The 23,314-nt window shown below is 54.1% G+C and carries 17 protein-coding genes; 3 read left to right on the top strand and 14 right to left on the bottom strand.

The window, feature by feature from the left end:
• Positions 1-10: 10 nt before the first annotated feature.
• From BUB22_RS11025 to BUB22_RS11015, 3 genes are all read right to left on the bottom strand, one after another.
• Complete coding sequence (locus BUB22_RS11025; protein ID WP_073115172.1) at positions 11-853, bottom strand: nucleotidyl transferase AbiEii/AbiGii toxin family protein; 843 nt, start codon at positions 851-853, stop codon at positions 11-13.
• Complete coding sequence (locus BUB22_RS11020; RefSeq protein ID WP_073115171.1) at positions 850-1,437, bottom strand: type IV toxin-antitoxin system AbiEi family antitoxin domain-containing protein; 588 nt, start codon at positions 1,435-1,437, stop codon at positions 850-852. The genes BUB22_RS11025 and BUB22_RS11020 overlap by 4 nt, the downstream gene beginning before the upstream one ends.
• Positions 1,438-1,590: 153 nt before the next feature.
• Positions 1,591-2,433, bottom strand: coding sequence for a metallophosphoesterase (locus BUB22_RS11015; protein ID WP_073115170.1), 843 nt, complete (start codon positions 2,431-2,433; stop codon positions 1,591-1,593).
• Between the two features lie 268 nt (positions 2,434-2,701).
• Here BUB22_RS11015 and BUB22_RS11010 point away from each other — a divergent pair, with 268 nt between their 5' ends.
• Together BUB22_RS11010 and BUB22_RS11005 are read left to right on the top strand one after the other, a co-directional pair.
• Positions 2,702-4,135, top strand: a complete 1,434-nt coding sequence (locus BUB22_RS11010) for an alanine/glycine:cation symporter family protein (protein ID WP_073115169.1) — start codon at positions 2,702-2,704, stop codon at positions 4,133-4,135.
• Positions 4,136-4,162: 27 nt separating this feature from the next.
• A complete protein-coding gene (locus tag BUB22_RS11005; protein ID WP_073115168.1) occupies positions 4,163-4,654 on the top strand; it encodes a hypothetical protein in 492 nt (163 codons plus the stop codon).
• 16 nt (positions 4,655-4,670) lie between these two features.
• Here BUB22_RS11005 and BUB22_RS11000 read toward each other — a convergent pair whose 3' ends face one another.
• Positions 4,671-5,888 (bottom strand): NAD(P)-dependent oxidoreductase, encoded by a 1,218-nt coding sequence (locus BUB22_RS11000; RefSeq protein ID WP_073115167.1) that lies wholly within the window; start codon positions 5,886-5,888, stop codon positions 4,671-4,673.
• 219 nt (positions 5,889-6,107) lie between these two features.
• Between BUB22_RS11000 and BUB22_RS10995 the strand changes: the two genes are divergently transcribed.
• A complete protein-coding gene (locus BUB22_RS10995; protein WP_073115166.1) occupies positions 6,108-7,472 on the top strand; it encodes a polysaccharide deacetylase family protein in 1,365 nt (454 codons plus the stop codon).
• A 398-nt stretch (positions 7,473-7,870) separates the two neighbouring features.
• Here the strand turns inward: BUB22_RS10995 and BUB22_RS10990 are convergent, their stop codons facing one another.
• The 10 genes from BUB22_RS10990 to nuoL form a co-directional block, all read right to left on the bottom strand.
• Positions 7,871-9,577: a Na/Pi cotransporter family protein gene (locus BUB22_RS10990; RefSeq protein ID WP_073115165.1), complete on the bottom strand. Its 1,707-nt coding sequence runs from the start codon at positions 9,575-9,577 to the stop codon at positions 7,871-7,873.
• Positions 9,574-10,965, bottom strand: coding sequence for a sensor histidine kinase (locus BUB22_RS10985; protein ID WP_073115164.1), 1,392 nt, complete (start codon positions 10,963-10,965; stop codon positions 9,574-9,576). Before BUB22_RS10985 ends, BUB22_RS10990 begins: the two co-directional genes overlap by 4 nt.
• Positions 10,962-11,639 (bottom strand): response regulator, encoded by a 678-nt coding sequence (locus tag BUB22_RS10980; RefSeq protein WP_073115163.1) that lies wholly within the window; start codon positions 11,637-11,639, stop codon positions 10,962-10,964. The genes BUB22_RS10985 and BUB22_RS10980 overlap by 4 nt, the downstream gene beginning before the upstream one ends.
• A 198-nt stretch (positions 11,640-11,837) precedes the next feature.
• Entirely contained in the window at positions 11,838-13,523 is a 1,686-nt protein-coding gene (locus BUB22_RS10975; protein ID WP_254794727.1) for a Na/Pi cotransporter family protein, read from the bottom strand.
• 233 nt (positions 13,524-13,756) lie between these two features.
• The gene (gene ispF / locus BUB22_RS10970) at positions 13,757-14,242 is read right to left on the bottom strand and encodes a 2-C-methyl-D-erythritol 2,4-cyclodiphosphate synthase (RefSeq protein WP_073115161.1); all 486 of its coding nucleotides are present in this window, start codon (positions 14,240-14,242) and stop codon (positions 13,757-13,759) included.
• 30 nt (positions 14,243-14,272) lie between these two features.
• Entirely contained in the window at positions 14,273-14,857 is a 585-nt protein-coding gene (locus BUB22_RS10965; protein ID WP_073115160.1) for a hypothetical protein, read from the bottom strand.
• Between the two features lie 18 nt (positions 14,858-14,875).
• Positions 14,876-17,800 (bottom strand): FISUMP domain-containing protein, encoded by a 2,925-nt coding sequence (locus tag BUB22_RS10960; protein WP_073115159.1) that lies wholly within the window; start codon positions 17,798-17,800, stop codon positions 14,876-14,878.
• Positions 17,801-18,006: 206 nt separating this feature from the next.
• Complete coding sequence (locus BUB22_RS10955) at positions 18,007-19,482, bottom strand: NADH-quinone oxidoreductase subunit N (RefSeq protein WP_072812376.1); 1,476 nt, start codon at positions 19,480-19,482, stop codon at positions 18,007-18,009.
• Positions 19,475-21,277 carry a complex I subunit 4 family protein gene (locus BUB22_RS10950; RefSeq protein ID WP_073115158.1) on the bottom strand — a complete coding sequence of 601 codons (1,803 nt, stop codon included), beginning with the start codon at positions 21,275-21,277 and terminating at the stop codon, positions 19,475-19,477. Before BUB22_RS10950 ends, BUB22_RS10955 begins: the two co-directional genes overlap by 8 nt.
• Entirely contained in the window at positions 21,277-23,313 is a 2,037-nt protein-coding gene (gene nuoL / locus BUB22_RS10945) for an NADH-quinone oxidoreductase subunit L (RefSeq protein ID WP_073115157.1), read from the bottom strand. The genes BUB22_RS10950 and nuoL overlap by 1 nt, the downstream gene beginning before the upstream one ends.
• Position 23,314 lies beyond the last annotated feature (1 nt).

The following is a 23,314-nucleotide window of genomic DNA, read 5'->3' as shown; positions in this document are numbered from 1 at the left end:
TTTGAAGTTTTTACCCCACTCTATCCACAATAGGCTTGAAATACACCTTGATTTGCTCAACAACCTTGTCGAAGGTCACTTGCACCATAGCATTTTTCTTCTTCACGAAAGCATTCCATCTTTTAACGCGTTCTTCATCCGTTGCGAAAGAATCTTCGAAGACGACTATGTCATTGAACGTAGTCCTTCGGTTTTGGAATGTCTGGACAATGGCCTCTTGCAGCAATTCAGCATCAATTTTTTCGCTCTGCAAAATCACGTAGATATCGTAGAAGTCCTTGAAGCGGCTATTCGCATAACCCAACGAAACTATCGCTTCAAATTTTTCTGCAAGCACGGATTCAATGGAATAGCCGTAAATCAGCGGACACTCCATATCCAGCAATACAGGGAAAGACATTTCTTTTTTCGAAGGAACGATTACATCACCAAATCCAATATCAATAGACACGGGGAGTCGCGTGTTTCCAAGTAAAGCTGTGATACTGATGTTTGTGCCTAGATATTCGTCTTGCTTTTTTATTTCGCGAGCCTTGAGCGACGCCAAATCAAATACAAGTCCGTCATCCGCTGGGATAGAAAATATCTCACCGAAAATCGAAAGAAGCGATTCCAACGTCCCACTAATTTTGTCAGCCCGAAGGTCTATATCCGATGTAGAACGAGGGTAGTCCTTCCCGTAGAGAGCATAAAGAAAAATGCCTCCTTTGAGCGTGAAGTTTTCTCTATACTTTGACTTCCCAATTCTGAACAAGGCCCGTTCCAACCCGTAAACCGTGAGCAATTCCTGATACAACCTGAAATTTGTCTTGGCGACATTCTTCAGCCTATCCTTTATCGATTGGACATTCATACAAGAACCTCCAGATAGGTCTTCAGGATTTTCAGGCACGAAAGTTTTTCTGCGTAGCGGTAAAGCTTATTGATGTTTCGGTCTTGCCTTGCAAGATAATTGGTCAGGATTTCCTTGGTCTCTTCGATTCCGACCTTGTTCCGATTAGATATGATATCCACGACCGTTTTTTCTATGTCGTAGATTTTGAAGGGATTCTTGTTTTCGCTAATCGTGCGCACGCCAAGGGAGTGCCGCCTATCCGAGAAATAATGCAGCGAAAGTCTTTGCGATTCTGGCAGCGAGGAAAGCTTTGTCTTTGGCGGAACCGCAACATCGATGGCATCGGGACGGAAGGTCGTCAGACCATAGTAAACGGCAGCGCTCAGAAGGCACACTACCCCCTGGGGTGCAAATGCCTGAACGTAGTAGAAATCGTTCATCTCGCCGGCAAAGTTCGCGTTTTCGTAATACGATTTATTGAGCCGAAAAAGTTTGCCCTGTTCGACCATTTTCGTTATTTGGTAATACGAAAATCCCTGCTTTTGGAGTTCCTCGCTCGAAAAGACAAGTTTTTGGTCGGATAGAACATTCTTTTGTGCCATACCGTAAATATACCTTTTTGACGGCAAAATTTCAACGAAATACGGAAAATGTTTAGATATTCCGAATTTCTTTGAAAAATTATCAAGAAAACGACTACAATTTTGAATATTTGTAGTTGTTTTGTACAGGTTTGAAAATCTATTTTCCATATTTTACCCAACCTCCACCAAGAAATCTTCCTGTTTTAGCCCGTGTTCCGCAAAGGGGTTCTCGTCGGGATAGCCCACGGGATTGCACAGCAGCAAGTGCCTTTTGCCTAGCGGGTCGGTGTATTCGCGCTTGATGGCGGTGTGCGTGTGGCCCGCCTGCCAGATGCTCCCGTCATCCAGGTTCTCGAGGTATTCCGCCCCGTGGAAATAGAAGAAGTTCGAGCAGGGGTCCTGCCGGTAACGTTCCGCCATCTCGAATTCCAGCGGCAAGAAGTGCGACATCATGATTTTCGGGCGTTGTGCAGTAAGTTCGCGGAACACGATGTCGTAATGCCGCCAGAGTTTGTCGGCGTTGTTCTGCATGTATTTCCAGTGACGAGCGTCGAACCAGCGAGTCGCCCACAAGATTTTGTTCGCAATTTCAGATGCGGCAGGCGAATGTTTGTACTTAAAATCGCACATGCCCATGCAGCCCGCAACGCCTTCTGCTATGCGGTTTTCAAGCAACTGAATGTTCGGGATTTTCCCAGCCTCGGCAAGGAAGTACTTTATTTTACTTTCAGATGTAGCAAATTCCTTGTCTGCTCCGAAGCGCCCCAGATGCTCAGTGATAATGTCGTGGTTTCCGAAGCACACATAAACCGCGCTGTACTTTTCAGCAATGAACTTCAGGAACTCCACATAAGTAAAGTAGTCGTTCGCGATATCGCCCGCGATGCAGCAGGCATCTGCCGGCAAGAAGTTGCGCTCGAAGAATACTTCGAAATGTTTGCGCAACACGCCCACAGTGCGGGTCATCGGCGCATAGAAATCGACATGCAAGTCGCTGATAAAATAGTAGGTCATGTTCCCAATCTATACTCGCGCGCGATAGCGGTCAAGGGCTCGAGCCGCGAGTGACAAATGCCGTTTTTAGCCCAAAAGTCGCAATTCTCGGCAAAACAGTTCCCGGCAAACGCACCCCGCTGACGGACGAACCACATTTTCCTATCTTTTTGTCTGTCAACGAGTTACGACAGTCGCATTCTGTAAAGATTCCCGCCTTCGCGGGAAAGACATCATCCGCGGGGATGACAATTCAGGAAGCGACGTCTTTAACATTAGGGAGTTCCAAATGGAAGCTTTGAACGCATTTCTCGATACCATCGACGGTTACGTGTGGGGTATCCCGCTCATTGCCGTAATCCTGTTCGTGGGAATTTTGCTCACGAGCCGCCTCGGCGTGCTGCAGGTGACCAATCTCGCCAACGCGCTTCGCTACATGACACACAGTGAAAAGGAAGGCGAAGGCGAGGTCTCTAGTTTTGCGGCTCTCTGCACCGCACTTGCCGCAACGGTCGGCACGGGTAACATCGTGGGTGTCGCGACCGCCATCGGCACTGGCGGCCCGGGCGCTCTCTTCTGGATGGAAGTCGCCGCGTTCTTCGGCATGGCGACCAAGTACTCCGAAGGCCTGCTCGCGGTCAAGTACCGCAAGGTCGACAGCGACGGCAAGGTATTGGGCGGCCCCTTCTACTACATCGAGACCGGCATCAAGGAACGCTTCGGGCTCAATTTCAAGTGGCTCGCCGTGCTGTTCGCTGTGTTCGGCGTGCTTGCAGGCCTGCTCGGCATCGGCACCATCACGCAGGTGAACGGCATTACCTCGGCGGTCGCGACAGTCATCCCCACCGGCGAATTCATCAACCTCGCCGGCAACTCGGTCTCTTACTCCACGGCCATCGCGGGCCTGCTCTGCGCGGGCTTCACCGCCTGCGTCATCATCGGTGGCTTAAAACGCATCGCGAAGGTTTCCCTCTACATCGTGCCGTTTATGGCCATCTTCTACATTCTCTTCTGCCTGCTCATCCTGGGATTCAACTTCTCGAAGCTTTCGGGCGCCATCGAGACAATCATCCAGGCGGCATTCAACCCGAGTGCGGTCACCGGCGGCGTGGTAGGCACCATCTTCATCGCGATGCAGAAGGGTATCGCCCGCGGTATCTTCAGTAACGAAGCGGGCCTCGGTTCGGCACCTATCGCCGCTGCCGCCGCCAAAACAAAAGAACCCGTGCGTCAGGGTCTTGTGTGCATGACGGGTACGTTCATCGACACGATCGTCATCTGCTCCATGACGGGCCTTGCCATCGTAGTCACCGGCGCTTGGACTCCGGAACTTGGGCTCCAGGGCGTGAACATCACCATGGAAGCGTTCTGCCGCGGGCTTACGAACTTCCCGGGCGGCTCGACCATCGCCCCGTACATCCTTACCGTGGCGCTCGTGTTCTTCGCGTTCACCACCATCCTCGGGTGGGCATACTACTCCGAGCGCTGCCTGGAATACCTCATCGGGCGCGGCAAGAAGAACGCCATCCTCGCCTACCGCTGGGTTTACGTGGCCGCGGTGTTCATCGGCCCCTACCTCACGGTGAGTGCGGTGTGGACTAGCGCCGACATTTTCAACGGACTCATGGCCTTCCCGAACCTCGTGGCACTGGTATTGCTTAGCGGCATTGTCGCCCGCGAGACAAAGAAGTTCTTCGTGAAGCTGGAAAACGAGAAGAACTAGTATTCATCAGTCCGTTGCGTTTAATTTATGCTGCTCTCTGACGAAGAAATCGAAGCGTATGAGAAGGAAGTCAAGAAGCTCTCTCTCGACGAGCTGAAAAAACGTCTTAACGAACTTCCTGAATACGACTCTTCCGACGAACAGTCGCTCATTGAAGACCGGATAGACGAGCTCCTAAAGGAACAAGCCGAAAAGCTAGAGTATGACTATCAGAATACTCCCCACAGGATGTCTTTTATCATCAGGGCATTCTGCATCATCCTTTTTGTAGCGGGATTTCTCTATCCTTTTGTAGCGGGATTTCTCTATCCTTTTGTGGCTGGAGGGTCCATGATGGTAGTCGGCATCACCTCACTCTGTTCGTGCACCTTGTTCGGCATCGTAGCCATAATCGACAAGCGTTTCAAGCTGTTCTCAGAGCTTTATTACGAGGAGACCCACCCCAACGACTACCGGACGAGCGTGATAGCAACATTCCTTTTCGGAGTGTTTTGCTTCGCCATGTGTATGCTCACGTGAAGCATGCAGGCATTTGCTAGTCGCTTTCATTCGGCAGGCCGCCGAGCATCTCGCAGAGTTCGGGGCCTATAACGCCATCTTGCATAGTCATGGAGAGGATGCGCTGTTCCAATTCACTTGGCGGGTCCTGCGGGCCCGCATTTTTCGCGCCCGCGCCTTCCTTACCATAAACTGCGCCGCCTTCTTGCAGCAACAACTCCCCGAGCGCGGCATGCAGCGCGAGCGACGCATCGATATACTTGAGGTGCGTCGGTTCTTCAAGAATAAAATTCAACGGTTTCTTTTCGGCGAGCACGCGACTAGCCGGAACGCCCGGCCCGTATTCGTCCTCAACGCCCATGTTGGCGAGCACGGCGCCCGAGGCAAGCAGGGCATCCACAATCTGCGGGCGGTCAAGCGCACCCTTCACGCCGGTCGCAGTCACCACGAAGTCGGCACCGCGCACGAGCGACGCCACCGCATCGAGGTCGTTGCAGTCCGTGACCGGCACGCCGTTTGCATCCAGGAACGGGTTTGCACCTCGCGAGCAGTCCGTGACCACATGGACATCGGCACCGGAGCGCAACAGCTGCAACACAATGCCCTGCCCCACCTTTCCGCTCCCGAAGACAATAAACTTCTTGCCGGCGGAAGGCGCGCCGTCCGTACCCGAATCTAAAGTGTCGCGACCCGCATCAAGACTGCCGTCCGTACCCGAATCTAAGCAAAAATCGTACCCGAGTTGCGCGAGCGCCCGCACGTAGCCCTCGCCCGTTCCGAGGCAGGTCTCGATGCGTTTCACTATCCCGCTATCGGCCACATACACCGGATGTTCGCACTTCTCGTAAAACTGCACTCCACTGCGCGTGAGTTCCACAAACCCGAACCGCGGGTGGCATGCCGAAAACTGGCCCGCACAATCGAGAATCAGGTCGAACGCGCAATCACCCGACTCCGCGCAACGGGCCTCCATCTCGAGAGCCTCTTGCAGCCCGATTACGGGAATCCCGTTCCCGCGCAAGACTTCCACGATTCCCGGGTCGCAGGGCATCCCGCCGGCCACGCCCACGACAAGATCCGCACCGCCCGCGATAAGCGCCCGGTACTCCAGCAGCGTATTGCGAAATACGGGTGTCGCCACCAATACACGGAGAGCCCGAAACGGCCTCGTACCCGACCATTCGGCAAAAAAAGCGGAAAGTGCCGGGTATTCACGTTTTTCGTAGGCGTCATTCAGAATCTCGTCAAAAATCATGCCCCTAATATAGAAATCCGGCGCGGCCCGAAAAGCCGGGGTAAACCGCCCCGCAGCGCCTGTAAAATTTTAACAACACCCGCAAAAAACGGCCATTTCGCGCAAAATTCGCCATTTTTGCGTTGCTAACCTATACAACGGAAACGCCTTGCCGCATAAGCAATCGCACCGACAAAAAGATAATTTAATGGTATAAATCATGATTATGGAGTATATCTTATGAAAAAGGTTCTCTTTGCCGCATCTGCGGTTGGGTTGTTCGCGGTGGGATCCGCGTTCGCACAGGACGTCGAAATTGCAACCTGGTCGGGCTTCCGCAAGGGCGCCGCTTCGTTTACTTTCGATGATGGTGCTCCGAGCCACGTGACCGACGCTGGTCCGATGTTCAAGAAGTATGGCTACAAGGCTACCTTCAACGTGGTGGTGAACTGGAGCCCCAACTGGAGCGGATTCCAGGGCCTGGCCGACGAAGGGCACGAAATTGCAAGCCACAGCAATAGCCACGGCAATAACATGAGCGGCGAAGAAGCCTCTTCGAAAAAGTCCATCGAAGGCAAAATCAACCAAAAGTACGGCGTCATCACGGTCGCCTACCCGAACTGCAACGTGCCTAACGAAAGCGCCGTTCTCCAGAACTACATCGTGGGCCGTATCTGCAACGGCAGCTGGAAGGGCATGAATGATGAAATGGGCAAGGACGGTCCCTCCAACTGGGCCCAGGTTCCCGCCACCATGACCGGCGCCGAAGGCCAGCTCAAGAGCACGAACGACTTTACCGGCAGAATGCAGAAAGTCATCCAGAGCAACGGCTGGGCCGCATTCCTCACCCACGGTTTCCAGGGCAAGAACAACGGCAACGCCAACTACTCGCCGACGGATATCAACGCCATCGACGGCGCTCTCAAGTGGGCACAGCAAAACGACAAGGACATTTGGGTTGCCCCGATGGGTCATGTCGCCATGTACCTCAAGGAACGCAAGGCATCGAAGGCCCAAGCTTCCTCCAACGGCGGGAACATCACGGTCCAGCTGACCCACAACATCGCCGACAACATTTCCAAGTACGACTACCCGCTTTCCCTGCGCGTCAAGTACAGCGGTTCCACCGCCAACGTGACGCAGGCGGGCGCCAAGCTTGAATCCAAGATTGACGGCGGCTATGTGTACTTCGACGCCGTGCCGAACGCAGGCGAGATCGTCATCGCGGGCGAAGGCTCGGGTCCCGCTCCGGAATCCTCCAGCAGCATCGTGGCGGAATCCTCCTCTTCTCGTAACAATCCGTGGGAACGTACTTCTTCCTCGTCTCAAACCAACCCGTGGGGACCGTGGAACCCGCAGTCTTCTTCGGGCACGGACGCAATCGAGGATATCGCATTCACGAACCAGCACTTCTCGGTGTACAGGTCCTCTGACAACTACATCGTGGTCGGCGGCGCACAGGGCATGCCGATTACGGTATACAACCACATGGGACAGGTCGTCCGCGTTACCCGCGGGCTCGGCTTTGAACAGAAGGTCTATACCGGAGCGAAGGGTGCATACATCGTGCGCGTAGGCAACAGGACCTTCAAGGTGAATCTCTAAACTTCATAGGAAATCTCACAAATCCATAAAGGAAGCACCCTGCAAGGGGTGCTTCCTTTTATTTGCGAGGAGTCTGCCGAAGGTCACACCGATGCGGGGCGTAGCCCGGCGAGCGTGTCTATGGATACTCTTGCGCCTTCGGCGCTGCGGTATGACGCGGGTTTGGCGTTAGTGGACACGCTTGTCGCTACGCGACTGCGGTGTGACGAAGGTTCGCGAACCGAAGCCGTACAATAGTACGGCGAGATAGTTCACATGACGCCGTATGGCGAAGCTTATAAAGCTATATCAATAATTCGCCTAGAAGCGAGCCAGACAAAGAACGCGAACCGAAGCTGTATAAGAATACAGCGAGTGCGAGCGAGATGCAGTATGGCGAAGCTTATAGGCGAATTAGACTAGGTAGAGAACTTCTTGTTGGTATGCGCCTCGACCACGTTCACCACGTAGTCGCCCAGCTTCTCGCAGTCGTTCACCACGTCCATGTAGTGCACGCCCATCTGGTAGCTATATTCCTGGTTCTCGATATCGGTGACGTTCTTCTCCTTGAGGAGCTTGCGGTAGTCGTTGATTTCGTTCTCCAGGTTCAGCGTGCGGTTCGCATCGGCCGATGCCAGATCGCTAATGACATCGATCATGTTCGTAAGCGCATTGTCGCACAGCTGCATGATATGCTTGATATGGCCGTACTGGTTCTCCGTAAAGTCTTCCTTGCTGCGGAACTTGCGGTTGATGGCACGGGCCATGTTGTAGCAGGAGTCGCCGATGCTTTCGATTTCAGAAATTTCCCTGAGCATCGACTGGATGTTAGTCTTACTTTCGGGGCTCAGGCGGCCTTCAGAAACCTTGTTCAGGTAGTTCGCAATCTCGATTTCCATGTTGTCGCTGATGCCTTCGTACTTCTCGATGCGGGCAAACAGCTTCACGAAGTCGTTTTCGTCCTTCATCTCGAGCAGTTCGGGCACCATGCGGAACATCTTCTGCGTGCGGGCTGCAAACAAGTTAATTTCCTTGCGGGCTTCGAAGAGCGAAAGTTCTGCGGTACTCATGAGGCCCGCGCTGATAAACTTGACCTTGAAATCTTCGCCGTCTTCCTTTTCGCGGATAATCTTGCAGATGATTTTTTCCATCGGCTTGATGAACCAGATGAGGATAAGCACGTTGCAGAGGTTGAATGCCGTATGGAAGGCAGATAGCGCGTAGGTCACACGGACGCTTGCCTGGGCAACTTCTTCTTCGGTATGCGGCACGAACGTCGGGTCGAACCCTACGATGCTGCACACCATGTTCACGAACGGGCGGAACACTATCAATACCCACACCACGCCGAACACGTTGAAGAGCATATGCGCCAAGGCCGCGCGCCTTGCCTGCGTACTTGCCGAAAGGGCCGCAAGGTTCGACGTCACCGTGGTACCGATGTTTTCGCCCATCACGAGCGCAATACCCTGGTAAATCGGGAGCACGCCGCTACTGCAGAGCAAGAGCGTAATCGCCATGATGGCGGCAGACGACTGCACGCACATGGTAAGGACACTACCCAGCAACAGGAAGAGGAGCGTGCTGAAGATGCCCCAGCCGCCGGTCGTCGAGAAGAAGTTGATGACGGCCTGGTTGTGGGCCAAATCCATAGCCACAGCATTTTCGCGCAGCGTGGTAAGGCCCAGGAACATGAACGCGAAACCGAACACGAATTCGCCCAGGCTCTTGGTCGAGTTCTTCTTGGTGTAAGAAAGGATGATGCCGAGGGCGAAGAAGGGCCACACTACCGAGCTCATGTTGAACTGGAACCCGAATATGGACATGATCCAAGCCGTGGCCGTTGTACCGATGTTTGCGCCCATGATAACAGGAATGGCCTGACTCAATGTGAGCAGGCCAGCATTAACGAAGCTTACGGTAAGGACGGTCGTAGCGGTAGAAGACTGCACCGAGGCCGTGACGAACGTGCCTGTGAGGAGGCCTCCGATACGGTGCTTGGTCATGGTGCCAAGGACTGCGCGGAGGTGCCCGCCGGTGAGTTTCTGCAAGCCTTCGCTCATGGTCTTCATGCCGAACATGAGCAGCGCAAGGCAACCAATCATTTTGAGAATCATAAGTGTCATAAAACCTTATTCGTTTTTGAAAGGGTTGTAAAACCGACCTTGATTTCGGTACCGAGACCAACGATCGAATTCAAGTGGATTGTCGCATGGAGGACTTCGGCGATGTGCTTTACGATAGCAAGCCCGAGACCCGTTCCGCCGGTTTCCTTGGAGCGGCTCTTGTCTACACGATAGAACCTCTCAAAGATGCGGGACTGGCATTCCTCCGGGATTCCGATACCGGTATCCTTCACGGCAATGGAGTCCTGTTCCACGAGCACGACGACCTTGCCGCCCGACTCCGTGTAACGTATGGCGTTGTCCACCAGGTTGAAAATCATTTCGTAAAGCAGTTTGGAGTTCGCGATGATTTCTGCGGATGTTTCGCCTTCCAGCGAAAGCGAGATAGACTTCTTGCTCGCGTTCAGGCCGAGGCTCTCTACACAGGAATGCGCAACGTTCCAGAGGTTCACCTTTTCGCCCAGCTCGAACGGTTCGCCACCATGGTTGTCGAGTTTCGACAGCGTGATGATGTCGTTCGCGATGGACTGCAGGCGGCTTGCCTCCTTATGGATTTTACCCGCGAACATCTTGACATCCTCGGGTTTCGCCAAGCCGCTCTCGATGAGTTCCGCATAGCCCGAAATGGAGGTCAGCGGTGTCTTGAGTTCGTGCGAGGCATTCGCGGTGAATTCATCCTTCAGGTGAGTCATTTTCTGCTTTTCGTTCGAAAGCTGTTCTATCGTCAGCTGCAGTTCCAAGTCCTGCTTGCGGATGGTATTCACGAGGGGCGCAATTTCCTTGTAGACGTTCTCGATTTTCATCCATTCGGGAGTACCGAGCTGATCCACAAGTTTCTTGAGCGGACTCACGAAGGTACGGCTGAGCCCGATGGCTATCAGGATGGCTGCCGCCACAATGGCCGCAAGCAGTACGACAAGATACGGGATTGTCTTGGAATACACCTTCTGCAAGTTCGCCTGGCGCATGCCGAGCCTGAGCACGTTTCCGTCATTCAGGCGCTTCGCAAAGTAGAACGCCTTCGCCTGCAATGTGGAAGAGTAACGCAGGTCCTCGCCCACGCCTTTCGCGAGCGCATCGATAATCTCTTCGCGGTCGTTGTGGTTTTCCATCTTGGCCGCTTCGGCATCGCTGTCGTAGAGAATCCCGCCCTTCGAATCGACAAGCGTGATGCGGAGATCCTTGCTTGCAAATTTCGCAAGTTTCTGGGGTTCGCCCCCAAGCGATTCATTCGCGTACGAGGTTTCAATGAGGCGCAAGTTTTCGCGCAGGAGTCCCTTGAGTTGCTCCGCCATTTCGCCTTCAAATACACGCACGGTAAAAAAAACCGCCAAGAGCGCCGCAATCACTCCCATGTATATCAGGCTGTAGCGGATGCGGTCCTTCATTGCGCCTTGTACCCTACGTTTCGGACAGTCTGGATAATCGCGCCTCGCTCGCCCAGTTTTTGTCGGAGCGTCTTGACGTGCATATCAACCGTCCGCGTATCCATCTTGAAATCGATGCCCCAGATTTTTTCCAGGAGTTGCTGCCTGGAATAGACAAGCCCCGGATGTGACACGAGAAGTTTCAGGAGTTCGTATTCCTTGTAGGTGAGTTCCACATTCTCGCTACCCGCCGTGACGACGTGCTTGGCCTCGTCGAGCGACACATCCCCGAGCGAAATAATTTTCGGTTCAGCCGCTTCGACATTCACCATGCCCGAACGACGGAGCAGCGCCTTGACGCGCGAAACAAATTCCAGGACACCGAACGGCTTTGCGATATAGTCGTCGGCCCCCAAATCGAGTCCCTTGACCTTGTCCAGTTCGGAGCTCTTCGCGGTAAGCATGATGACGGGGACATTGCTAGTAGATTCCTGCGTGCGGAGGCGCTTCAGTATGCTGAGACCGTCTTCGCCCGGCAGCATGATATCCAAGACAAACAAGTCTGGTATGTGGGTCTTGATAGCCTCGTCCAGGCTTTTCCCGCAATCGAAGGCATTGACCTCAAAACCGCTACTCTTGAGAGCGTAGGCTTCCATTTCGCGGATTTCGGAATTGTCTTCAACTATGTAAATCATATTCACAATTTACCCAACAACAAGATAAAAAGACCACAGCGTTTATCCAATACCTGAAGCAACGGCTTCGCAAAGGTTTTATCTACACTTTACACAAATTTTACTTGTAAAAACTGGCACGAAAAACTTGCGGTACAAAAGATTTCTTGACACCGTATTTACAAGGTTCGTACCGTAATTCGCACAAAGCAAGCGGGATTATGTAGAGAATTTTTTGTTCGCATGAGCCTCGACCACGTTCACCACGTAGTCGCCAAGCTTTTCGCAATCGTTCACCACGTCCATGTAGTGCACGCCCATTTGGTAGCTGTATTTCTGGTTCTCGATATCGGCGACATTTTTTCCCTTGAGGAGCTTGCGGTAGTCGTTGATTTCATTTTCAAGGTTCAACGTACGGTTCAGGTCAACCTGCTGGTTGTCGTCGAGCACGGCAATCATGTGTTCGAGCGCCTTGTCGCACAGGTTCATGATATGCTTTATGTGGTCGTACTGCTCTTCGGTAAAGTCTTCCTTGCTGCGGAACTTGCGGTTGATGGCGCGGGCCATGTTGTAGCAGGCATCGCCAATGCTCTCGATTTCAGAAATCTCCCTGAGCATCGCTTGGATGGTCGTCTTGCTTTCGGGGCTCAGACGGCCTTCCGACACCTGATTCAGGTACTTCGCGATTTCAATTTCCATGTTGTCGCTGATACCTTCATACTTTTCGATGCGGGCGAACAGTTTCACGAAATCGTTCTCTTCCTTCATTGTCAAAAGGTCAGGCACAAAATTGAACATCTTGCGAGTGCGGGTCGCAAAGAGGCTAATTTCCTTACGGGCTTCAAGGAGCGAAAGTTCGGGAGTACCCATGAGGCCGGAGCTGATGAAGTGCAGGCGGGAGTCCTCTTCCTCTTCGGAATTCTTGGACTTGATGACCTTGCACACGAACTTCTCGATGAACTTGATGAACCAAATCTGAATGAAGGTGTTCGACACGTTGAACGCAGAATGGAACGAGGCGAGCACCACGGAAATCTTCGCGAGGTTTGCAGCATAGCCTTCATCGCCCGGATGGATGGAAAGGTCGTAACCCACCACGTGGCACACGGCGGCGAGAAACCACTTGAGCACAATCACCACCCAAATCACGCCGATAACATTGATAGTAAAGTGAGCTAGAGCCGCGCGACGCGCCTGCGTATTGGCTGAGAGAGCTACGATGTTCGCGGTAATCGTCGTACCGATGTTCTCGCCGAGCACGAGCATGATGCCCTGGTCAATGTGAAGCACACCGGTGGAGCAGAGAATCATCGTGATGGCCATGATGGCGGCAGAAGACTGCACACACAACGTGAGGATTGTTCCCATCACGAGGAAGAACAGCGAGTTGAAAAAATTCGGTTCGCTGAAATGCGCGAAGAACTGGCTGATAGACGCGCTTGCCCCCGGGTCCTGCACCACGGTAAAACCGGTTTCTTTAAGGGTGGTAAGGCCAAGGAAAAGGAAACCCACACCGAACAGGAACTCGCCCAACACACGCTTCTTGTTGAGGTAAACGAGAATGATGCCCACGAAGAACGCCGGGTAAACGAAGTTTGCAATGTTGAACGAGAACCCGAGGCTCATGATCCATGCCGTAACGGTCGTTCCGATGTGGGCGCCGAGGATAATCGAAATCGCCTGCATCAGCGTAAGTAGCCCCGCATTAACAAAAGAGACCGTCATCAACGTGGTGGCGGTCGAACTCTGTACTGATGCTGTGACGAACATGCCGGTAAGCATACCCGTGAAACGGTTTGTGGTCATGGTTCCGAGCACATGCCTGAGCTGCGGACCCGCCATTTTCTGCAAGGCTTCACTCATCGACTTCATGCCGAACATGAGGAGCGCCAGGCACCCTAACATTTTAAACGCCATCCAAGCCATATAATAGGACCTACCTATGGAGCGCCACTACCGGATCATCGTCGCTGCCTTTCAGCTAGCCCGGACTCATGGCGGTAAATTGTTTTTCTTGTAAAGTCTGCGTAAAATATAGAAATAACTCAAAAGCCTTGCTGTAAAAACAAGACTTTGAAAAAGAAAAAAATTATTTCAAACAGGTTATCCGCAACAGTCCGAGAATTTCTGTTTCAAAATTAGCGCGTACGGACCATCGCAATGGCCTGGCTGGCAATGCCCTCGCCCCTGCCCGTAAACCCGAGCTTTTCGGTCGTGGTGCCCTTGATGCCGACCTGCTTCACGTCAATCCCCAGCACGCGGGCGATGTTTGCCTTCATGGCGTCCTTGTGCGGGTTCACCTTCGGGCGTTCGCACATCACGATGCTGTCGATGTTGATAATCTCGTAACCGGCTTTGCGAACTTCCTCGCCCACCTTGCGCAACAGTTCCAGGCTGTCGGCGCCCTTGAACGCGGGGTCCGTATCCGGGAAGTACGTGCCGATATCGCCGAGACCTGCGGCCCCGAGCAGGGCATCGCTAATCGCATGCAGCAACACGTCGGCATCGCTATGGCCCAAGAGGCCCTTCTCGTACGGGATATCCACCCCGCCGATAATGCACTTGCGGCCTTCCACCAATTTGTGAACGTCAAAACCAATACCCGAACGATAAATCTTATCCATGATAAATCCTTTTTTGCAAATTTAAAAAAATCATCCCTTTCCAAAATAAAGCCTGTCCATCATTTCGGCAACTTCGGGGAAATCGTGTTCGTCGACGAAGAAGATTTCCTTGTCAATAACAAAAACATACATATGACGGAAAAGCCCCGTTCTGTACCTCTTTTTTAGTATATCCGTCTTGCCAAACGGAAGGACAGCCTCGTCATTGAGCCTGTACAACACAAAATCGTCCTTGCGACATTTTATTTCGCGCACGGCCTTGATGGAGTAGCCGGCATCAAAGAAAAAAACAACAGATACAGCAAGAGGTATAAAAACTGTTAAAAGAAGATTCTTCGTAATCGGTTGCCTAAAGAGTTCACCAAGCATGCAAACAAAGACCATAAAGACAAATAGTGCTATACAATATTTGCACACCAACAGAATTTTCCCGTCACGTTTCTTGCGGGCCTTGTACGTAAAGAATACTTCCTTCTCCGGGGCATTTTCAATTTGAGAACCGGAAGGTTCCGCCCCCTCGTCAGACTTCTCTTTTTCTACAGGCTTCGCCGCACCGCACCACGGGCACTGCGGCTCGTAAAAATTATATCGCTCTCCACATTCCGGACAAATCATCTACTGCTCCCTAGCCCGCTAGTCCTTCACGCAGCGCACGGAATACGAGCGGCTCACCTCATCCGTGAATATCGTCGGATTGTCGCCACCATAGGTAAACCGGATTCCAAGAGGTTGCCGGTTGGTAAGATTCGTAATAACATCTGCGGCAGCAAAATAGGCCCTTTCGTCGGTAGTCCACGTCACGGGCGATGCAGAGAATCCGAACAAATCCCCAGACCAGTTAATGCGATAGCTCCAGCCATCCTTGCCCTTCAAGCCGCCACCGTAACCCGCACCGTCATTGTAGTACGAAACATACTGGAACAGTTGCGACCATTCTTCTACCGTGGGGATATGCCACCCGGCGGGGCATATTCCCTGCACCGGCAGGCAAAGGTTCTCTTTCACAATTTCCTGGTCAAAATAGTTCGGGACACCAACCGCGGCATACCAGTAGTAAAGCCTTCCCGTCGCTTCGCACTGTTCCGCATCGCTTGCGCACCCTTGCGGGTCTGTCATGTTCGGGTTCGCCACCGGGTCGTAGTAATTCAGGTTATCCGCCATCCATGTCTGCTTGCCGATAGTCACCACGCGGTAACTGCGGCTGTCACGCGGGTCCGTAATGTAGCCATCATGCGCTTCTACCGGAGCACCACGCGCCGCAAGCACATCCTCGCCGCAGGCATCAATCTTCACGCCTTTCTCGCCGACGTTCTTCCTTGCAGAATACTGGCCATAATACTGTTCGTCCACCCGCATCATCACAAAGTTTGCATTCGTATCGTAGTCACATACAAAATAATACTTTTGGGACATAAAGTTGTTCTTGTCGCTCCTCCACCTTGCGACAGTAGCATCGCAGGGCTCAAGTCTCGCCATATACTGGTCGGCAAGCATGTCAGCCAAGGCCTTTTCCTCAATTGGTTCCAAGTGGTATTCGCCACCAGTCTCGACGCAGTAATAGTAATACCCGTAGTCATCCTTCATGTAGAGAATCTCTTCACCTGCACCGTCGCAGAAATTAGACTCCCTCGCCTCCCTCAGGCTCTCGTAGCGTTTCAGGTCCCAGTAGTCCACCTGTCCGTAACCATACTTGCCGTCGACATTCGAACAATGGTAGAACACGTTTATCGCAGATTCATACCTTGTGACGTTATACGGGCATTCAATGATTTCGAGCGTATCGGACTCGGCGGTACAGGCAGGGAGCGTTTCCACAAACTCGCCACACATGGCCAGCCTTCCAACCTTTTCTTCAACCTCGTAATACTGATACTTGTCATTCCTGGTTTCGCAGTGGTAAAAGTGGTTACCGGTCGAGTCGTACACGTACTGGTACGCATTCACCGGGTTGCACGGTTCCTGCATTGCGATAAACGCAAGCGAATCGGCGACACCACTCGAAACCCCCTTGAATGAATATATTGCAGGCATATCGCCAATCTTCACATCGTCACACCTGTAATAGAACAGGTCGCTATAAGAGAACGAACGCAGGGCATCCGTTTCCCTATTGCACTTGCGCTGCTCCGCAAGGAACTTATTGATATCGTTCGCAGGGCTCCACCGCATGCTCAGGGAATCGTGCGTACAGACATATTCCGAAGAATCCGGCATGCGCCCGAGCGTCCAGACGCTACCCGTATCGCATTCGCCCAGGTAGAAACCGACGGTATCCTGGCTCTCGTAATTCCAGGAATACGTATCGTCCGAAACCACGTGTTCGCAGACGAATATCGAGTCGTGGAACAAGGACTTTTGGCCCAAGTTTTCGGAATGGCAGGCGCCAAAGTGATAATTCCGGATAAACTCGTCGTCCGCTACTTCCCACCCGTTCTTGAATTCCATGCGGTAACCGTCCGCAGACAACCCGTACGAGGCATAATTGCCGGTGCACTTGTAAGAAAGTTTCTCGCTCACCTTTTCCAGCCGAGGAGTGCTACCGACAATGCAGGGGCCAAACTGTTTCTCCAAATCGGTCAGGAACCTCCTGAAATACACGAGCGAGTCATTCCTGTTAAGGACTGCATCGCATACCAGCGAATCCTTGTAATAAGAGGATCTGGAGTTTGCAACCGAATCGACCTTACCCAGGCGGTCCTTGCAGTCCGGGAGCCCGAAGGCTTCTTCAACCATGCGTTCAAAGAACTTCCACTTGTTAACGCCAGCGGTTGAATCCAGCTTATCCAGCAGGGAATCTACACTCAGCCATCTATTGACAATGAACTCGGCAAACTCGATGTTTTTATCAGTATCGTCGATAGTTCCATCCGAAAGGTCTTCTTTCAGGTAGGACTTGTTTTGGGCAAAGCTACCTTCCGACAGGCCTCGCAACAAGTATGCGTACAGTCCGGCAACTTCCTCGAACGGGCGCGCATACAATTCTGCAGGGAGCGTATCCTGTTCCGTAAAGTGAAACGCCTTCGCCACATCCTGCATGGCCTTCTTTTTCGCCTCACTGAACGAGTAGCCCTCTGACACGAATTCCCAAATCATCGGGACTTCGATATCCGTCATCAGGTCAATCCTCGGATTTTCTACTTCCGAAATGTCCGTTATCACGGAGAAATAAATTCTGTTCGCCGTGGTGGGCCACATGATGCGTGTAGCATAGGACAGCGAGACTGCTACGTAGGGAGACTTGTAATCGTGAGCAGGGAATTCGAACTCGCTCCTGCTTGCATCGACAGGGGAACCTTCCACCGAGTCAATGACATAGAGCGAAGAATCAAACAGATAGGCTACGGCTCGTGAATCCGGGATAAACCATGCATTGGGAGCCATGTTCCGCACGCGGAACGACTTGCCAACCAGGGCGTAGTCTTCAGGAGTCGCTTCGTCCTCGATTATCGAGTCTACGCCCGCGCGGTTATAGTCCGAACCGCCGTCACAGCCCATAAGGCATAACGCGCCTAGAACAAGCGGCAGGCTGGCGGCATATGCGAACTTGAACAAATTCATCGTTATAAATATAGATTCTAATGTTTGAAAAAGCGCACGGGTCGCCCGTATTCCCGACAAAACGCTTAAATACGTGACAAGGGAGGGGCGACGCGATGAAAAAAAAGATCCCCGCGATTCTATCGCCACTACGTGGCTCCAGAATGACAGCGGGGATGACAAGACTCACGCAAAGGCGAGCCTAAAGGTCTTTTTTACAGGTTTCGTTAGCCGAGCAGGGCCTTGCCGGGGAACATGCTCATGGCGATGAGGGCAATCGCAGAGATAGCCACCGCAAATTTGAGCATGTAGGTGAACGCGGCCTGAGACTTGCAACAGCAGCACTTGCACTCGCCTTCCGCCTTCACGGGCATAAACAGCACGTAGGCAATGCGCAGGTAGTACACCGCCGCCACCAGCGAAAGCACGAAGGCGAATATCGCAATGGCGCCATGGCCCGCGGCGAACACGTCGGTAAAGAGCGCGAACTTCGCGAGGAAGCCTGCAACAGGCGGGAGACCGGCGAGGCTAGCAAGGCAAACCGTAGCGCCGAGCGCCACGAACGGATGCTTGCGGCCTGCACCCTGCAGGTCTTCGAGATTTTCCTTGCGGTCACCCTTGCCCGAAAGGTAGGCAACCCCCGTAAGGGCACCCGCACTCGCAACGGCGTAGGTCACCAGGAAGTAGAACATTGCACCGAGCTGCACCGTACCGTTCTTCAGGTAGCTCGGAACCAGGAGGCCGAGCACAATGAAGCCCGCGTTCATCACGGCGGAGAACGCAAGAATGCGGCGGATGGACTTCTGGGCAAGGCCGCTAAACGCACCGACAAGAATCGAGAGCACGGCGACAATCACCACCAGGTAGAACACCGGTTTGGACTGCCCTGCGGCAGTAACCTGCTCGGAGAGGTTCCAGGCACCGGCGACACCGGCGCGGGTAACGAGCATGCCGAGCCACACGGAACCGAGAGCGGCGAGCGCCCCCACCTTCACGACGGCAGCCATGAAGCCCGTGACCGCGACAGAAGCGCCCGTATAGACGTCAGCCACCCAGTAGTGCACCGGAGCGGCGCCCGCCTTGAACAGGAGCCCGAAAATAGTGAGCAGAATGCCAATCGCATAGATGGGTTCACGGCCCTGCAGAATCAGCGCACTGAAGTGAGTCGTGCCGGTCGCACCGTAAACAAGCGCCACACCGTAGAGGAATATGGCACTGAAGATGGAACCCGAAACGAAGTACTTGAACACGCCTTCGCCCGCATTCGTATCCTTGCGGCGGATACCCACCAGGGCGTACACCGGGAAGCTCGTGAGTTCCATGGCGATAAACAGGGCGACAAAATCAATCGCCTGAGTCATGAGGAGTGCGCCGGTCGAAGCAAGCAGCATGAGCCCGTAGGCCTCGCCACCCTTGTGGCCTTCGTGACCGAGGGTCCACTGCAGGCCCGAAACGCCGAGCAGCGTGCAAAGCAGCACGGCAAGTCCGAGCAGGCGACGGACCGGGTCCATGGCGAACAGGTCGTGGCACGTATCGGTTGTCACGAGCGCGAAAGACGCCATGCCCAGAGCCACGAATACGGCAGCAAACCAGGGGATAATCTTGTGCTTGTTGTCGTCCTTAAGGAACGGTTCCATCACCAGGGTAGCGAGGGCACCGAGAGCGACAACGATTACCGGGAAAAAGTTGACGATACTAGTCATTGGAAGCCTCCTTCTCGTTCACCGGAGCGGCATCTGTCGCGGGGTGAGCGTCCATTTCGGCATCATTGAGTTCGTAGTCCTTGTCTTCGACGCCGCGGACCTGAGTTTCTTCTTCGCGAGCCTGCTTTTCTTGGGCAAGCACCGTGGAGCGCGCAATGTTCGCCTCGGTCTCAATAACCTGGCGGATAAGTTCCTTGCGTTCTTCTTCGGAGAAGCCCGCCTTCACCAGCGAGGAATCGAGCTTGCCGATATCGCTGGAAGTAACGATGTGGGATTCGAGCGGTTCGACCTCGCCTTCCTCCTCTTCTTCGACTTCTTCCTCAACGACCAGCTCTTCGGCAACAGGCGCGCCCTCGGTCTGTTCGACTGCAGATGCGTCATTGATAAGCAGGGATTCCGTCACGAACGACGGGTGGAAACCGAACACGAGGAGAAGCAGAAGCATTGCACCGTAGGCAACACCCTCAAGGCCCGAGACCTTCACGCCTTCCTTGCATTCGCGCTTCGCCTCGCCGAAGATGACCTTCTGGATAAAGCGGAGCACGTAGGCCGCAGAGAGAATCATGGAGAATCCCATGATGCCCGCGCAAACCGGGCTCAGGTCCCACAGGGAAAGCAGCACGGTGAATTCACCGATAAAGCCCGCCGTTCCGGGAACCGCAAGAGCCATCACGCCGGCAGCACCGAACAGGAAACTGAACGCAGGCGCCTTGTGGGCAAGCCCGCCCATTTCGTTGATGTCGCGCGTGCCCGTCATGCGCTCGGCAATGCCAATCAGGTAGTACTGCACGCCGGCCGAAATACCGTGGGCCACCAGCAACACGAGAACCGCCGGGAGCATCGCCTCGGAAAGGCTGAACACGCCCGCGACCGCAATGCCCAAGTGGCTCATAGAACTGAACGCAAGCAGTTTCTTGCCGTCGCACGCACGGAGCGCCATCAGGGCGCCGTAGATTGCGGAAGCAAGCCCGAGCCACACCATCGTGGAAATTTCGGTCATGTTGAAGGGGAACACCGGAAGCACCCAGGCAATGAAGCCGAACACGCCTGCCTTACTCATGGCACCCGTAAGGATAGCCGAGAGCGGAGCCGGAGCCTCGGAATAGGTAATCGCCTGCCAGCCGTGGAACGGGAAAATCGGGGTCTTCACGATAAACGCCATCAGGAAGCACAAGAGCAGCACGAGCTGCGTGTTTTCCGGCAGGCTCTGCACTGCGAGCGCCACGGAGAGGAGCAGCGAGTTGTCCGCAATCGTGAGCAGGTACCAGAGCGCCACCATCATCGGGGCAGAACCGACCAGCGTGTAGATTGCAAACGTCATGGCCGCTTCCTTGCGCTTCTCGCCGCCGAAGCCCGCAATCAGGACGGCAGCCGGAATAACCATCGCTTCGAAGAAGAAGAAGAACAGCACTGCGTCGGCGGCAAGGAACGTACCGTTCATCGCACCCATCAAGGAGAAAATCCCGATGGCGAAATTACGGTAGTTGTTCCCGAAAAGCCCGCGTGCAGAGATGAGGGCCACAAGCGAAAGCCCGCAAGAGAGGAACACCATCCAGGCGCCCAGACCGTGGCTGTAGAGGTAGTAGTACGTGGGGCCCTTGCAGCCGGGAATCCAGAACCATTCCACCGGAGTGGTGGCGATGTTCCCGCCCGAGACAAGAGCGACGGAAAGCCCGAGGAACACGACGGCGAAGAGAATCGCCATGCGGGTCGCCGACCTGAAGTCTTCCTTGGAGTTGAGGACCATCAGGATGGCGGCAACAAACGGGGCAAAGACAAGGAGATGTAAAAGCATTAGACCAAACCTCCAGTCAAGAGAACAACAAGCACAAGGAGCGCCACGCCGAACAGGCTAAGCGTAAGTTGCAGGCGCACCTTGCGAACCTGGAACACGGTCGCGCCGTCGCCCACGATGGAGACGATGGCCGAGAGCGTCCACTGGAACGCCTGCAGCACCTTGTCGACAACTACGTCGCAAATCCAGGCGGCAATAAGCACAACCTTGATAAAGAACAGGTGGACGTAGTCCCAAAGGAACGTCCAGCCCTTGGCATAGCCCTCGGGAGCGGTAGAAGAGCCCTTCGCAGAAGCCTTGATGTCGGCCTTGCCCCAGCCCTTCCAGGCAACGAACATGCCGAAGAGAGCAGCAAGCGTACCGAGCGCGGCAAAGAGCATCGGGTTCACGTGCGTCGTGACGCGCGGGACAAATTCCTCGAGCATCATGTCGGGGCTAAACATGCGTGCAGGGTCGAAGGACTGCGCGGCGCCAAGCACCGGAGCGAGCGAATCGGCAAAGAAAGTGATGCCGATGGATTCCGCCCACAGGTAACCCGCGAAGATGGAACCGAACGTGAGCACGACCATCGGGATGAGCATCACGGCAGGTGCCTCGTGGATGTGCGATTCGGTTTCCTTGTCGCCGCGGTATTCGCCGAAGAACGTCATGATGATGAGGCGACCCATGTACACCGCAGTGATAACCGCAGTGAAGAGGCCCGTCACGTAGAAAATCTTGTTCATGGGAACGGCGCCATCGGCAAGCCAGGTTCCCGTGAATACCCAGTTGCAGTTCGTAAAGATGCGTTCAAGAATCAGGTCCTTGGACCAGAAGCCCGCAAAGCCGGGGAACCCGACAATCGCGAGGAACGCGAAAATCATCACGCAGGCAGTGACCGGAGTCTTCTTGATCATGCCACCCATGCGGCGCATGTCCTGCTCGCCCGCAAGCGCGTGGATAACCGCACCCGCACCGAGGAAGAGCGACGCCTTGAAGAATGCGTGAGTGAACACGTGGAAGATGGAAGCATCGAACGCAGATACGCCCGCGGCCATGAACATGTAACCGAGCTGGCTAATCGTCGAGTAGGCAAGCACCTTCTTGATATCGTTCTGGAAGAGGCCCGCGAATGCAGCCCAGAAGGCGGTCAACGCACCCACGACGAGAATGAGGTTCAGCACGTCGGGGCAGAGCACGAACATGTTGGAGAGGCGCGCCACCAGGTAGACACCGCTCGTGACCATGGTCGCGGCATGGATGAGGGCCGAAACCGGAGTCGGACCCGCCATGGCATCGGGCAGCCACGTAAGGAGCGGAATCTGCGCGGACTTGCCGGTGCAACCCACGAAGAACATGACAGAAGCGAGCGTGAGCATCGGGAGCACGAGTTCCACGTGCCCGCCAGCAATGACCATCTGGATAAACTGGTTGAGCAGGTCGTAGTTGAGGGCGCCAGCACCGCCAACCGTAACGAGGCATAGCATACCGAGCAAGAACCCGATATCGCCCACGCGGTTCACGATGAATGCCTTGTTGGCGGCCTTGCAGTTCTTGATATCCTTGTTCCAGAAGCCGATGAGCAGGTAGGAGCAGAGCCCCACGCCTTCCCAGCCGAGGAACGTGAGAAGCAGGCTATCGGAAAGCACAAGCACAATCATGCTGAACAGGAACAGGTTGATGTAAGCGAAGAAGCGGGCAAAGCCGCGGTCGCCGTGCATGTAACCGATGGAGTACAGCGCGATGAGCGTGCCGATACCCGTCACAAACAGGAGCATGATGCGGGAGAGAGCGTCGAACAGGAATCCGATATCCACCTTGAGGAGCGGAATATCAATCCAGTTGCAGAGCGTCTCGCGGATGCCGGAGACAGGCATATTCGTAGCGAGGGCAGCGACACTCACGAACGACATCGCCGGGAGCAGCACGGCAATCGCACCCACGATACCTTCGGGGGCGCCCTTCTTGTTAGACGAAGAAGCGACGGCGATGCTCCCGAGGATGATGGTTCCGAGCAGCGGGAAAAGCGGAATGAGCCATAAAGGAATATTCGTCATC

It is taken from the genome of Fibrobacter sp. UWCM, assembly GCF_900129735.1.
In the GTDB taxonomy this organism is placed as follows: Bacteria; Fibrobacterota; Fibrobacteria; order Fibrobacterales; family Fibrobacteraceae; genus Fibrobacter.
The sequence above is the reverse complement of the archived record's forward strand: the minus strand, read 5'-3'. Positions and strand labels throughout refer to the sequence as shown.

Excerpts from the sequence above, each read along its gene's own strand:
- BUB22_RS10975 (WP_254794727.1), bottom strand. The coding sequence starts at position 13,523 with ATGTTAGGGTGCCTGGCGCTCCTCATGTTCGGCATGAAGTCGATGAGT.
- BUB22_RS10995 (WP_073115166.1), top strand. The coding sequence starts at position 6,108 with ATGAAAAAGGTTCTCTTTGCCGCATCTGCGGTTGGGTTGTTCGCGGTG.
- BUB22_RS11020 (WP_073115171.1), bottom strand. The coding sequence starts at position 1,437 with ATGGCACAAAAGAATGTTCTATCCGACCAAAAACTTGTCTTTTCGAGC.
- BUB22_RS10965 (WP_073115160.1), bottom strand. The coding sequence starts at position 14,857 with ATGATTTGTCCGGAATGTGGAGAGCGATATAATTTTTACGAGCCGCAG.
- ispF (WP_073115161.1), bottom strand. The coding sequence starts at position 14,242 with ATGGATAAGATTTATCGTTCGGGTATTGGTTTTGACGTTCACAAATTG.
- BUB22_RS10985 (WP_073115164.1), bottom strand. The coding sequence starts at position 10,965 with ATGAAGGACCGCATCCGCTACAGCCTGATATACATGGGAGTGATTGCG.
- BUB22_RS11015 (WP_073115170.1), bottom strand. The coding sequence starts at position 2,433 with ATGACCTACTATTTTATCAGCGACTTGCATGTCGATTTCTATGCGCCG.
- BUB22_RS10955 (WP_072812376.1), bottom strand. The coding sequence starts at position 19,482 with ATGACTAGTATCGTCAACTTTTTCCCGGTAATCGTTGTCGCTCTCGGT.
- BUB22_RS11025 (WP_073115172.1), bottom strand. The coding sequence starts at position 853 with ATGAATGTCCAATCGATAAAGGATAGGCTGAAGAATGTCGCCAAGACA.
- BUB22_RS11000 (WP_073115167.1), bottom strand. The coding sequence starts at position 5,888 with ATGATTTTTGACGAGATTCTGAATGACGCCTACGAAAAACGTGAATAC.
- BUB22_RS10990 (WP_073115165.1), bottom strand. The coding sequence starts at position 9,577 with ATGACACTTATGATTCTCAAAATGATTGGTTGCCTTGCGCTGCTCATG.
- BUB22_RS10960 (WP_073115159.1), bottom strand. The coding sequence starts at position 17,800 with ATGAATTTGTTCAAGTTCGCATATGCCGCCAGCCTGCCGCTTGTTCTA.
- BUB22_RS11010 (WP_073115169.1), top strand. The coding sequence starts at position 2,702 with ATGGAAGCTTTGAACGCATTTCTCGATACCATCGACGGTTACGTGTGG.
- BUB22_RS10980 (WP_073115163.1), bottom strand. The coding sequence starts at position 11,639 with ATGATTTACATAGTTGAAGACAATTCCGAAATCCGCGAAATGGAAGCC.
- BUB22_RS11005 (WP_073115168.1), top strand. The coding sequence starts at position 4,163 with ATGCTGCTCTCTGACGAAGAAATCGAAGCGTATGAGAAGGAAGTCAAG.
- nuoL (WP_073115157.1), bottom strand. The coding sequence starts at position 23,313 with ATGACGAATATTCCTTTATGGCTCATTCCGCTTTTCCCGCTGCTCGGA.
- BUB22_RS10950 (WP_073115158.1), bottom strand. The coding sequence starts at position 21,277 with ATGCTTTTACATCTCCTTGTCTTTGCCCCGTTTGTTGCCGCCATCCTG.